We start from the raw sequence: 12,321 nt of genomic DNA on the forward strand, positions 1-12,321 counted from the left end.
AGATGCCGAGTTTGCGCCAACGATGGCGGCACTGGACGGGCCGCGCCGATGCCTTTGCCCCCGAACCCGGTCTGGAGGCGATCTATCGCGACCTGTTCCTGCGCGAACTGGCGTTGCTGGGCGAGGAGGACCGCTTCTTCCCGACCGGCGGCGCGGCGAATTACAGCCTGTTATACCTGATCCTGCGCATCGGTGCGGAGTTCCAGCCGGCGTCGGTGCTGGATGTCGGCGCGGGACAGAGCACGTTGCTCTGGGCGATGCTGCAACGGCGCGGTTGCGTCGGCGAGGTTCTGACGCTGGAGAATGACCCCGAATGGGGTGCACGGATCGCAGGCCAGGTCGGCCATGAGGTGCTGGTGACGCCGCTGCGGCGGATGCGGGTCGGCGGGCGGACAATGATGACCTATGACTGGACAGCGGCACAGGCCGGTCGGCGGTTCGACGCGATCGTCTGCGACGGGCCACGCGGCACGCCGCGACATTCGCGCGGCGGCATCCTGTCGATGCTGGGCGACCTGCCGCCCGATTTCGCACTGGTGCTGGACGATGCCGAGCGCGACGGCGAGCAGGATACGATCGCGCAGGTCCATGCGCGGTTGCAGGCGGACAAGCGCGACTATGCGGTCGGCGTACTCCGCGCCGCCAAAAGCCAGGCGGTGTTCGCTACGGGGCGGTTCCTGCCGGCGACGTTCCTGTAATCGGCGCGTCGGTCGTCGCGGACAGCGGGGTGTCGCGTGCCAGCAGCACCGCCAAGGTGCGCCGGACGTGGAGGTGGAGACACGCATAGCTGCCGAGGACGACCACGGCATAGAGCGCGGTGGCGCCGATCCACTCCGGCCAGCTCGCCGGATGCGTGCCGATCCCCAGCGCCACCGCCGCGACGCCCGCGCCGCTGGCGAACATCGCGGGCAACAGCGCATGGGCAAGCCGCCGCAGGCCCAGTCCGGTCAGCGCCACGATCATCGCGATGAACGCCAGGCTGAGCAATGTGATCGCGGCGGTATAGGCATGAACCAGCGCCATCAACCCGTATGGCAGCGCGAGGACGAAGGTCGCGACGAGCACGATGGTGTTGACCACGCTCAACGCGAATTGCGCGCGGGCGTGGCCGGCGACCATCAGCAGCGCGCCGTTATACGATGCGATCGCCTGCAACGCGCCAGCGGGGGCCAGCCACGCGACGATCCCCGGCACCGCCGCCCAGCGCGGCGACAGCAACGCGGAGACGGGAAAGGCCAGGCCGAAGGTCAGGTACAGCATCGCCGGCACGACCACGAGCGCGGTCGCCGCGAGCACGCTTTCCACCATCTCCTGGGCGCGGGCCCCGTGCGGGTCTTGATCGCGCAGCGTCGCCATCAGAATGCCGCTGGTCGGCCAGGTTATCGCCATCAGCGGCGCGAGCATGAACTGATAGGCCAGGCCATAGACTCCGACCGCCGCCGCCCCCAGCCATGCGCCGATCAGCAGATTGTCGCTGTTGCGCGCCAGGAAGCTGAGGATATTGTTCGCCAGGACCCAGCCGCCGAACGACAGCAGCGTACCGAGCTGGCGAAAGCGGGTATTGGGGCGCAACGCCGTCCGCGCCGTCCACCAAAAGGCCGACAGCCGCATCGCCTGCACCAGCAAATTATAGAGGACGAGCGACCAGACCCCAACGCCATGCCAGGCGGCGACCAGCGCGGCGGCGGCGGCGATGGCGATCCCCCCCGCCTCGATCCGCGCGATCAGCGTATAGCGAAGCTGTCTCTCCAGCAGCGCACGGGGTGTCGCCGCCGAGATCGACAGCACTACGACTCCCCCCATCGCCGCCATCACGGGAGCAAGGCCCGCCATGCCGATCGCGTGTTCCAAGGGCCAGGCGGCGGCGACCAGCAATACGGCGCAGGCAACCCCGCCGGTCATCATCGCCCCCATCGCCGCGCCCGCCTCGTCGCGGGACAGCGTCGGCGCGCGGGTGATCGCGCTGGTCATGCCGAGGTCGGTCAGCATAGCGATCAGCACGACGAACGGCGTGGTGAACACGATCAGGCCATAGTCGCCGGGCGCGACGAAGGCGGCGATGGCGATGTTCATCCCGAACTGGATGGCGTTGCGGTAGAGACTGAGCCCCGACATCGAGAGAATATTCTTACCGAGCACGACGGCTACTCCTGTGGGCGGCACCGCCCTGACCATGACGGAGGGCGCGGCCTTGCCTCATTTGACGCATCGGGCGGCGGGTCGCGGTCGTACCGCCGGTGACATGATCCGGGCAATGAACAGCGGCGGCACGGCCGCCATGGACGAAGCGGCGGGCAAGGACACCCGGTCGACCCGGCCATTGCCGTTGGGTGCGATAGTGGCGCTCGTCGCACTGCTTGCGGCCAATTGGTCGCTCGCCGCGGCGTGGCCGAACATATTGTTTTCCGGCAGCTCGCTGGTACTGTTCGGTGGTCTGTTGCTGCTGCTCGGCCGGATCAGTCCGGCGGGGCTGATCCTGCTCTTGCCGCTGGTCATCACCCGCGGCGCGACGCTTGTCTCGTTGCTGGTGATCGAGGCCGGGGCCTATATGCCGGAGGTCAACCGGCTGGGCGAACCCGGCGATGCCAGCGCGTCGTTCTTGGCGTTCACCGCCCTGTTCTTCCTCGTCTTCGCGCTGGTGTTCCGCCGGCTCGAGGCGACGGTCCTCGCCTATGCGCGCGCGCCGCTGCTCGACATGGTGGTGGCATGGCTCGGCTGGCCGGTCGTGCTGCTCTGCATGGCGCTGGGCGGCATCGCCTTCCTCCACGGGCTGCAGGGCGGGTTTCCGCTGTTGGCGGGGGTCGACCGCTTTCTCTATCGTCGCGAATATAGCAGCGGGCTGGTGTTGATCCTGCTCGACAACAAGTTTCTGTTCGCGGCCATGCTCGGCGCGGTCGCGTTCGCCCCGCGCTATCAGCCGCTGCTGAAGACCGCTGCGATCGTGGCCTTTCTCGGTCTCACCGGCTTGTATTTCCTGTTCGGCGACAAGTTCTTCACGATCTTGGCCGAAGTGGCCTTTTTCGCAATGCCGCTGCTGCTCACGCGGCAGGGACGACTGGCGGGGACGATGCTGCGGCTGGCGGTGCCGGTCGGCGCGCTGCTGTGCGCGGCATTGGGCGCGACCCTGTACATCTATTCGGGCTATGGCCGCCTGCCGCTCGACCGAACGGTGACGCTGGTCGGCGAACGGATCGCGGGCCAAGGCGAGTTGTGGTTCATCGCCAGCCGTGACGCGCGGCGGATGACCAACTGGGACGCCCATCTGGTCGATCGCAACATCGATACGCTAGGCGACAAGTCGCCCCCCGCCTCCGCCTTCGCCAATGGCGTAGAGACCTATTATTTCATCGAGCGCTATTCCCCCTCCAAGCTTGCCGCCAGCTTCCGCAAGAACCAGGGCTGGGTGCAGTTGACCATGGGGACCGAGGCGATGGCGCTGGTGATGTTCGGCTATGCCGGAGTCGCCGTCATCATGGCCTTGCTCGGCGCGTTGGTGGCGTTCGCCGCGCTGTACCTCCGGCGGGCGTTCGAATCGGGCTTTCCGCTCAGCCTATTCTTCGCTGTCTGGACGTTCCTCCAGATCTATTTCGCGGTCCAGCAGGCCTCGCTGTGGAGTATCGCCGCGCCGGGGCAGATCAACCGGTTGCTGCTGTTCTTGACGATCGAGATCGCACTGCTCGCGGTCAATCGCGGGCAGATCCGTTCGGCCTGGGGCCGGGCGCGGGCGGCGACCTTCAGCACGGGGCGGCATTCATGATCTCACGACGCAGCATCATGGCGGGCGGCATCGCGCTCACGGCCGCCCCCGCCATTGGCAAGGGGGGAGGGCGCTACCCACGACAGGTGCTGGCCTTCTATTACCCCTGGTACGGCAATCCGGCGACCAGCGGGAACTGGTCGCACTGGCAGGGGCCGAAGAACGAAGCGCCGCGCCAGAGCCCAACGCTGAACCATCCGCGGCTCGGCCTGTATGACAGCCACGATCCGGCGGTGATCCGCACCCATTTCGCGCAGATGAAGGCGGCGGGTATCACCGCGCTGATCGTCAGCTGGTGGGGGATCGGGTCGTTCGAGGACAAGGCGATGCCCGCGATCCTCGCCGCTGCGGCGGCGGTGGGGCTGCATGTCACCGTCTATCTGGAACAGCAAAAGGATGGCGCGGCAGGCGCGGCGCGGGATATCGCCTATCTGACCCGGACCTACGGCGCGCATGGCAATTGGCTGCAGGTCGCCGGGCGGCCGGTACTGTTCCTCTACCTCCAGGCGCTGCGCGACCTGCCTGCGCGCGACTGGCGCAAGGCGGCGGGGCGGGCGTTCCTGGTCGGTGATGTGTCGCCGCGCGAGACGGCTGATTTCGCCGCCTGGGCCCCGTTCATGGATGGCATCCATGTCTATGTCCTCGCCCCCTATCTGAAGGGGATGACCCCGCCGCAGATGGCGGCCTGGGCGGACCGGACCTATCCGGTCTGGCGGCGGATGGCGGGGGGCAAGCTGTTCTGCGCCACGGTGATTCCCGGCTTCGACGACACGCGCGTGCCGGGCCGAGCGGCACCGAGGCCGACCGTCGGGCGGTTCGATGGCGCAACCTATACCACGCTGTGGGATGCAGCGATCCGCCATAATGCCGACTGGGTGCTCGTCACCAGTTTCAACGAATGGCACGAGGGGTCGGAGATCGAGCCGTCGCGCGAATATGGCGATCGCTACCTGACGCTGACCGCGCCCGCCGCCCGCCGGTTCATGCGCCGCTGATGCGTATCCTGCACATCAGTTCGGTCTATCCGCCGCATGTCGTCGGCGGCGCGGAAAAGGTGGTCGCGATGCTCGCCGAGGCCCAGGTCGCACGCGGGCATAGGGTCGGTGCGGCCTATCTTACGCGCGAAGCGCAAGATACCGGCGAACGGCATGGCGTGATCGTGCTGCCGCAGCGGAGCCGCAACCTCGTCTGGATGGAGGAGGTGTTCGCGGCGCCGCGTGCGATGCGCACCGCCAACAAGCTGGGCCAGATGGTCGACTATCGTGCCGCCGCCGATTTCGGACGGACGATCGCCGCGTTCCGGCCGGATATCGTTCACACCCATTCGATGGTCGAACTGCCGCCGATGATCTGGTCGGCGATCGCTGCCAGCGGCGCGAAGAGCGTCCATACGCTGCATGATTACGACCTGATCTGTTCACGCGCGTCGCTGTTCCGCAACGGGCGGTCGTGCGAGACGCTACATAGCTCATGCCGGGTCACGGGTGCGTGGAAGGGGCGGTTTGCGCGGTCGATCGATGCGGTCGCGGCGGTGTCCGCCCCGGTGCTCGCCACGCATCGCCACTTCGGCCTGTTCCGCGAACTGGGCGACGATCGGGCGCGGGTGATCTGGAACGCGGTCGATGTTCCCGCCGCCGGGCCGCGAGCGGTGCGGCGTGGCGACATCACCTTCGGTTTCCTCGGGCGGCTGGTGCCGGAAAAGGGGATCGAGACCTTGCTCGCCGCCTGTCGCTTGTTGCCGCCGCACGGCTGGTGGCTGCGCGTCGCGGGGCGGGCGCAGGAGGGCGATGCCGCCTACCGAACGCTGGCGGAGGGGTTGCCGGTCGAATTCCTGGGGTTCGCCGATCCCGACGCCTTCCTCGACACGATCGACCTGCTCGTCGTGCCGTCGATCTGGCGCGAGCCGTTCGGCCTGACGGTGGTCGAGGCCTATGCGCGCGGCGTGCCGGTGATCGGATCGCGGCTGGGCGCGATCGCCGATCTGGTGGGGGCGGTCGGCGAGGAATGGCTGGTCGCGCCCGGTGACGCGGCGGCGTTGGCGGCAAGGATGGCGGCGGTGATGGCGGAGGGCCGCGAGGCGCTGCCCCAGCCACCGGCGTTCGCGAATGTTCTGGCGGCGGTAACGCCGACGCGGATGCTCGACGGCTATGACGCGCTTTACGCCGAGGTGCTGGCATGAGGGTGCTGCACCTGTCCAGCCTCTACCCGCCGCACATCGTCGGCGGGGCGGAGCGATCGGTCAGCATGCTCGCCGAGGCGCAGGCCGCCGCCGGGTGGGACGTCGCCGCCGCCTGCCTGACGCCGGGAGAGGCTGTGGAGGAGGAGCGGAACGGCGTGCAGGTATTCCGCATGCCGCACGGCAACGACTTCTGGCTGGAGGACTGGCTGGAGCACACCCCTCGCCAGCGCGAATGGGCGAAGTTCAAGCAACAGGCGAATTTTGCGATCGAGCGGCGCTTCGGCGCCGTGCTCGACGCCTTCCGGCCCGACATCGTCAACACCCATTCGATGGTCGATATCTCGACCCGCGTCTGGCACGCGGCGCACCGGCGCGGCATCCCGATCGTCCATACGTTGCGCGACTTCGACCTGCTATGTGCGGCCAGTTCGATGTATCGCGAGAGCGGGCCGTGCACGCACCGACACCTCAAATGCCGCATCCTGACCTTCGCCAAGCAGTTCGACCAGCGGCTGGTGTCGGCGGTGACGGCGGTCGGCGAGGAGGTGCTGGTGCGACATCTGCATTATGGATTTTTCGACGACATCCCGCCTGACCGGCGACGGGTGATCTGGAACACCGCGAAGGTGGAGGGGGTGGCTTTGGACTATGCCAAGCCGCCGCTCCACGGGCCGATCGTCTTTGGCTATCTCGGCCGGATCAGCCCGGAAAAGGGCGTCGATACGCTGTTGAAGGCGGCGCGGCTGTTGCCGCCGACGGGGTGGCGACTGGAAATCGCGGGTGCCGCGCTGGGGCCGCTCGCCCCTTATCTGGCGTTGGCCGAGGGGCTGCCGGTCCAATTCCTGGGGTTTCAGACGCCGAGGCACCTGTTCGACAGGATCGACGTGCTGGTCGCGCCGTCGTTATGGGCCGAACCGCTGGGGCGCACGGTGCTGGAAGCGTATCAGGCGCATGTTCCCGTCATCGGCGCACGCAGCGGCGGGATTGCGGAGATTATTGCCGACGACGCGTGGCTGGTGCCGCCCGGTGATGTCGAGGCGCTGGCCGAGCGGATGACGCGCCTGATCGAAACGGGCCGCCCCGGCGCGCCAGCAGGGCGAGACCGGGTGATCGCGCGGACCACACCGGAGGCGGTCGCGACCGCCTTTACCGCGGTCTACGACACGGTCCTTCGTCCTCAATAGGCGCCGTGGCCGGTCAGCACGCTGCGCGCCGTGCCGATCAGCACGCGGGCGTACAGACGGGGCGACATCCGCCTCGCCATCAGGCTGTCCATCGCGACGCGGCGGCGATAGCTGGTGTCGTTGCGGCCGCTGATCTGCCAAATCCCCGTGATGCCGGGCCGTACCGAGCAATAATCGGCGAAATGCTTGCCATAGCGGCGTACTTCGGCGGCGACGATAGGACGCGGCCCGACGAGGCTCATCTCGCCGCGCAGGATGTTGAACAGCTGCGGCAACTCGTCGAGACTGGTCTTGCGGATGAACCGGCCGATCGTCGTCACGCGCGGGTCGCGACGCAGCTTATGGTCGCGATGCCATTCGGCACGCGCGGCCGGATCGCTGGCCAGGAGTCGGGCAAGACGCGCGTCGGCATCCAGCGCCATCGACCGAAACTTGTAGCACAGGAAGGTGCGCCCCTCCTTGCCGTAGCGGCGATGTCCATAAAATGGCGATCCCCCGCGGTTGCCGATGGCGATGAGCAACGCCAGCACCAGCATGACTGGTGAGAGTATCGTCAGCGCCAGAAAGGCGAGCGTGACATCCACCGCCTGGAGCAGGCGGGGACGGGCGTGGAAATAGGGCGAGGGGTTTCGGGTGGCGATCATGGGGACACCTCACGACTGGTGATAACCGCAGGAAAACGCGCCCTCGCCATGCATGAGCCCATCAATTGATGGGATTTGCAGCCTTCAAAGGTCAACCTGGCCCCACAAACATCTAATGATGTAATGATTTATCAACGATTTTGAAAAATGCATTATAAGTTAATGTCGCTCCGGTGGATGTCGCATACTAGACATATCATAAGAGTTGAATTGCGAGCCGGGCGGCCAGCAGCCGTCTCGTCGAGCGTCGTTTGTTTCGATGTAATCATCGCGTAAATTCTGGACGTGCGGAATATTTCCGTGCGGAGCCGAAAATTTGACCATTCAAGCAAGGCGGGTGACCGCCGAAGGAGAACGCATGTCCACGCAAGGCCCGTTCCGTGCGTCCGCAATCATGCTGGCGGCGGCATTGATCGTCGGAGTGCCATTCGCCTGGCCGGTGGCGGCACAGATCGGCGACCCGGCACGAACAGGCGTGCCAGCAAGCGCTGCAACGCCCGCCGATCCGGCCGCGACATTGCCCATCTACGCCTATGCGCTGTCAGGCGGCGACCGGGTGCGCGTCGTGGTGTTCGGCGATCCCGCGCTGGGCGGTGAATTCACCATCGGGGGGTCGGGCTTCATCTCGCTGCCGCTGATCGGCGAGGTCGATGTGCGCGGCCTCACCTCGACGCAATTGCAGGACCGGATCGTCGCACGGCTTTCGGACGGCTATGTGAAGGACCCGCGCGTCGCGGTGGAAGTGCTGACCACCCGCCCGTTCTACATATTGGGCGAGGTCAACAAGCCCGGCCAATATCCCTTCGCCAACGGGCTGACCGTGCTGGGCGCGGTCGCCCAGGCGGGGGGCTATACCTATCGCGCCAAGACCAAGCAGGTGCTCATCAAGCACGCGGGTACCGACGCCGAGGTGACGGAAGACGTCACGGCCAAGACGATGGTCGCCCCGGGCGACACGATCCGCATCAAGGAGCGCTGGTTTTGATCCTTTCCCTGGACATCAGGCGCCTGGCGCGCGGCGCATCGCTGCTGGTCCTCGTATGCGGAACGGCGGGCGCAGCGGCGGCGCAGCTGGTGCAGGATGTGCCGACCGTGATCGTGCCGCCCGAGCCGCCGATCACCACTGCCCAGTCGGTCTTCACCCGTTCGCGGGACGTGGGCGTCGCCGACCGCATGCTGCCCGCCTTCACGGCGCAAGGCACGACGGTGGGTGCGTTCGACGTGTTTGCCGGCTTGTCGATCGGGGGGCTCTATACGTCCAACCTGTTCGCCAACAACGTCGACCGGCGCAGTGATTTCGCCGCCGTCATCCGACCCGAACTGACCGTGCGCACCAGCAGCGGGCCGTATCAGGTCGCCGCCTATGCGCGTGGCGATATACGCCGTTACGCCCGCTATACGAGCGAGAATACCGAGGAGGGGCTGGTCGGATTGCAGGGTAGCGTCGCCGTGGGGCCGCTCAGCGCGCTGACGGCCGGGGCCAGCTACGGCACGTTCATCACCCCGCGCTTTGCGGCCGACTCGCCGATCAACGCCGCCAAGCCGATCGAGTATAACGCGCTCAACGCCTATGCGAGCGGTACGATCGAGAGCGCCAGCACCCGCGTCATCGTCCGTGGCGACGTCGCGAACCTGCGCTATCGCGACACGACCGATACCGCCGGCGGCACGTTGTTCACCCGCGACCGCGATCGGACCCGCTACCAGTTGCTGGTCCGCGCAGAGCGGGCGTTGAGCCCGGCTGTGTCGATCTATGGCGCGGGTAGCGTCAACACGATCGACTATCGTTTCGCCACCACCGGCAACCGCGATTCGAAGGGCTATGGCCTCTATGTCGGGTCGAGTTTCGAGGTGACGTCGCTGCTGCGCGGAGACGTGCGCGTCGGCTATATCCATCAGAATTTCGACCTTGCCGGGGTCAAATCGTTGTCGGGGCTGGGGACGCTGGGCAAGCTCGTCTATTTCCCCAACCGTCTGTGGACGATAACCGCGACGGCGGAGAGCAGCATCCAGGACAGCGGTGTCCCCGGCACCGGCGGGGTGCTGCATCGCGGCGGATCGCTGCGCGCCGATCACGAACTGCGGCGCTACATCATCTGGTCGACCGAGGTCGGTTATTACCGCGACACCTATCGCGGGATCGAGCGGCGCGACCGGCTGCCTTATGTCGATGCGGGCCTGACCTATCTGTCGCGCAACCATTGGAATGCGCGGCTCGGCTATCGGTATTTGGCGCGTGATTGCACCTGCGCCGTCGGGGTCACGGACTTCGGCGACCATCGCGTGTCCGCAACCCTGACCTTTCAGAATTGATCCCCCCAGTGATCGGAGCCGCAACGATGGCCAGCCTGCCCGCACGTTATGACGGCATCCACGCGATGCCCGCCATTCAGGACCGCCCCGCAATCCATGGCGGGATGATGGACCTCATCAAGACCTATCGCCGGCACCTGGTGCTGTTCCTGGCGGTTGCTGGCGGGATCATGCTGCTGGTGGCGGCTTATACCTGGGCGCAGACGCCGCGCTATACCGCGACGGCCACGTTGGTGATCGCGCCGCGCCCGGCGGAGATCGGATCGGACCGGACGAGCGCGTTGAGCGATCCCGCGGCGGATTCGAGCGTCGATACGCAGGTTGAACTGCTGCGCAGCCGTACGCTGGCCGGGCTGGTCGTCGACCGCCTGGGTCTGACCGAGGATGCGCGGTTCGACGATCTGATGCGGACGCCCTCCGTCCTCGCCCCTATCCTCGATCGCGTGCCGATGCTGGCGGCGACGCCGAAGCCGGTGCCCATGGCGGCGCGGCGCGATGCCGCGATCGAGCGGCTGGTGCAGGGCATCGACGTGCATCGGACCGCGCAGACTTTCGCCCTCTCCCTGTCGTTCGAACATCACGACCGCCAGTTGGCGACGGCGATCGTCAATAGCTATGCGCAATCCTTCGTGGGGCAATCGGGGTCGGTAAAGCGCGAGGGCTCCGAGGCTGCGGCGGCACTGCTGCGCAGCCGATTGGACGGCGCACGCCGCGAGGTCGAGGCGGCGGACAGTGCCCTTGGCCGCTACAAGGTCGCCAACAATCTGATGAGCGTGCAGGGCGGCACGATCGCCGAGCAACAATTGTCGTCGCTCGACGGCCAGGTCGCGCTCGCCCGTGCCGGTGAGGCGGAGGCGACGGCGCGGTTGCAGACGGCGCGCCAACAGCTTGCCCGTGGCTCGCAGGGGGATGATCTTGGCGAAGCGCTGGGCTCGCCCGTCATCCAGCAATTGCGCAGTCAGCGCGCCGTCGTCAGCGCCCAGGTCGCCGATCTCGACGGCAAATACGGCGCGAAATATCCGCCGCTCGCCGCCGCGCAGCGACAGGTGGCCGACATCGATTCGCAGATCCAGGGCGAGATCAAGCGCACCATCTCCAACCTCGAAGCCCAGCGCGAGGTGGCGTCGCGGCGCACCGGGTCGCTGGCGGGTAGCGCCGGGGGGGCGCGGGCGCAGGTGGTGAACAACAACGTCGCCTCGATCGCGCTCGGCGGATTGCAGCTGCGCTCCGACACTGCGCACCAGAGTTATGCGCAATTGCTCACCCGCCTGAACGAGATCGGGACGCAGGGCGCGACCACCCAGTCGGATGCGCGCGTCGCCAGTTTCGCGGCGGTGCCGACACGGCCCAGCGCGCCCAACCGGCCGATCAACCTGCTGGTCGGCGCACTGTTGGCGACGGCGATCGGCCTAGGCGTCGTGTTCCTGCGGCAGGGCACCGATCACGGCATCAGCACGCTGGAGGATGTGGAGGGGCGGTTGCAGCTTCCCTATCTCGCGGGTCTTCCGACGCTGGGCTCGGCGGTGCGCCATATCGGTGGCAGCGACCCGATCAGTGCGCTGGTCGACCATAGCGGATCGGCCTATGCCGAGGGCTATCGCAACCTTGCCGCATCGGTACTGCAATCCGCCGCCAGCGGCTCGGTGCGGACGATCGCGCTGACCTCCGCCCTGCCCAACGAGGGCAAGACGACCGCCTCGATCGGCCTTGCCCGCATCGTCGCGATGAGCGGGGTTCGCACCGTGCTGGTCGATGCCGATATGCGCCGCCCCAGCATCGCCAATGCGCTCGGCCTGCGGCCTGCGGTCGGGTTGCAACAGGTGCTGGAGGGTGCGGCGACGCTGGACGAGGCGCTGGTGCCCGATGTGGACTCGCCGCTCACTATCCTGCCGATGTTGCGCGCGGGCCTCAGTGGATCGGCGGCGTTGGGGAATGGCAGCTTCGATACGCTGATCGAGGATCTGAAGGCGCGGTTCGATGTCGTGATCTTCGATGCCTCACCGGTGCTGCCGGTGGTCGACGGGCGGTTGGTCGCCAAGAAGTCGGACGCGACGGTGCTGCTGGTGCGCTGGCGAAAGACGCCCGATGCGGCGGTCGAGATGGCGATCCATCTGCTCCAGACGTTGGGTGTCAAGGTGAGCGGCGTGGCGCTGAGCCGTGTCGATCTCCATGCGCTGGCGCGGTCGGGTTATGGCGATCCGGCGCGTTTCATGGGCTCCTACAGCACCTATTATGCGAATTGAC

The 12,321-nt window shown here is 67.0% G+C and carries 10 protein-coding genes; 8 read left to right on the forward strand and 2 right to left on the reverse strand.

Going from position 1 to position 12,321, the window contains the following annotated elements:
- Positions 1-2 precede the first annotated feature (2 nt).
- Complete coding sequence (locus SOM26_RS00545) at positions 3-698, forward strand: small ribosomal subunit Rsm22 family protein (protein WP_320450781.1); 696 nt, start codon at positions 3-5, stop codon at positions 696-698.
- On the opposite strand, the gene SOM26_RS00550 is transcribed toward SOM26_RS00545, so the two are convergent.
- Positions 664-2,139 (reverse strand): oligosaccharide flippase family protein, encoded by a 1,476-nt coding sequence (locus tag SOM26_RS00550; protein ID WP_320450782.1) that lies wholly within the window; start codon positions 2,137-2,139, stop codon positions 664-666. The two genes, SOM26_RS00545 and SOM26_RS00550, sit on opposite strands and share 35 nt — an antisense overlap.
- 61 nt (positions 2,140-2,200) lie before the next feature.
- On the opposite strand from SOM26_RS00550, the gene SOM26_RS00555 reads away from it, so the two are divergent.
- Genes SOM26_RS00555 through SOM26_RS00570 form a run of 4 tightly spaced genes read left to right on the forward strand, consistent with a single transcriptional unit; the run spans position 2,201 to position 7,120 of the window.
- The gene (locus SOM26_RS00555) at positions 2,201-3,757 is read left to right on the forward strand and encodes a DUF6418 domain-containing protein (protein WP_320450783.1); all 1,557 of its coding nucleotides are present in this window, start codon (positions 2,201-2,203) and stop codon (positions 3,755-3,757) included.
- Positions 3,754-4,752 carry a glycoside hydrolase family 71/99 protein gene (locus tag SOM26_RS00560; protein ID WP_320450784.1) on the forward strand — a complete coding sequence of 333 codons (999 nt, stop codon included), beginning with the start codon at positions 3,754-3,756 and terminating at the stop codon, positions 4,750-4,752. Before SOM26_RS00555 ends, SOM26_RS00560 begins: the two co-directional genes overlap by 4 nt.
- Positions 4,752-5,936, forward strand: coding sequence for a glycosyltransferase family 4 protein (locus tag SOM26_RS00565; protein WP_320450785.1), 1,185 nt, complete (start codon positions 4,752-4,754; stop codon positions 5,934-5,936). The genes SOM26_RS00560 and SOM26_RS00565 overlap by 1 nt, the downstream gene beginning before the upstream one ends.
- Positions 5,933-7,120, forward strand: a complete 1,188-nt coding sequence (locus SOM26_RS00570; protein ID WP_320450786.1) for a glycosyltransferase family 4 protein — start codon at positions 5,933-5,935, stop codon at positions 7,118-7,120. The genes SOM26_RS00565 and SOM26_RS00570 overlap by 4 nt, the downstream gene beginning before the upstream one ends.
- Here SOM26_RS00570 and SOM26_RS00575 read toward each other — a convergent pair.
- Entirely contained in the window at positions 7,114-7,764 is a 651-nt protein-coding gene (locus tag SOM26_RS00575) for a sugar transferase (RefSeq protein ID WP_320450787.1), read from the reverse strand. The two genes, SOM26_RS00570 and SOM26_RS00575, sit on opposite strands and share 7 nt — an antisense overlap.
- 358 nt (positions 7,765-8,122) lie before the next feature.
- Here SOM26_RS00575 and SOM26_RS00580 point away from each other — a divergent pair, with 358 nt between their 5' ends.
- From SOM26_RS00580 to SOM26_RS00590, 3 genes are read left to right on the forward strand one after another with little or no spacing between them, the layout of a single operon-like run.
- On the forward strand, positions 8,123-8,749 hold the full coding sequence (locus SOM26_RS00580) for a polysaccharide biosynthesis/export family protein (protein ID WP_320450788.1): 627 nt from the start codon (positions 8,123-8,125) through the stop codon (positions 8,747-8,749).
- The gene (locus SOM26_RS00585) at positions 8,746-10,077 is read left to right on the forward strand and encodes an outer membrane beta-barrel protein (protein ID WP_320450789.1); all 1,332 of its coding nucleotides are present in this window, start codon (positions 8,746-8,748) and stop codon (positions 10,075-10,077) included. Before SOM26_RS00580 ends, SOM26_RS00585 begins: the two co-directional genes overlap by 4 nt.
- 8 nt (positions 10,078-10,085) lie before the next feature.
- Positions 10,086-12,320 carry a GumC family protein gene (locus SOM26_RS00590; RefSeq protein ID WP_320450790.1) on the forward strand — a complete coding sequence of 745 codons (2,235 nt, stop codon included), beginning with the start codon at positions 10,086-10,088 and terminating at the stop codon, positions 12,318-12,320.
- Position 12,321 lies beyond the last annotated feature (1 nt).

Origin of the sequence: Sphingomonas sp. CFBP8993 (assembly GCF_034044895.1) — a bacterium.
In the GTDB taxonomy this organism is placed as follows: Bacteria; Pseudomonadota; Alphaproteobacteria; order Sphingomonadales; family Sphingomonadaceae; genus Sphingomonas.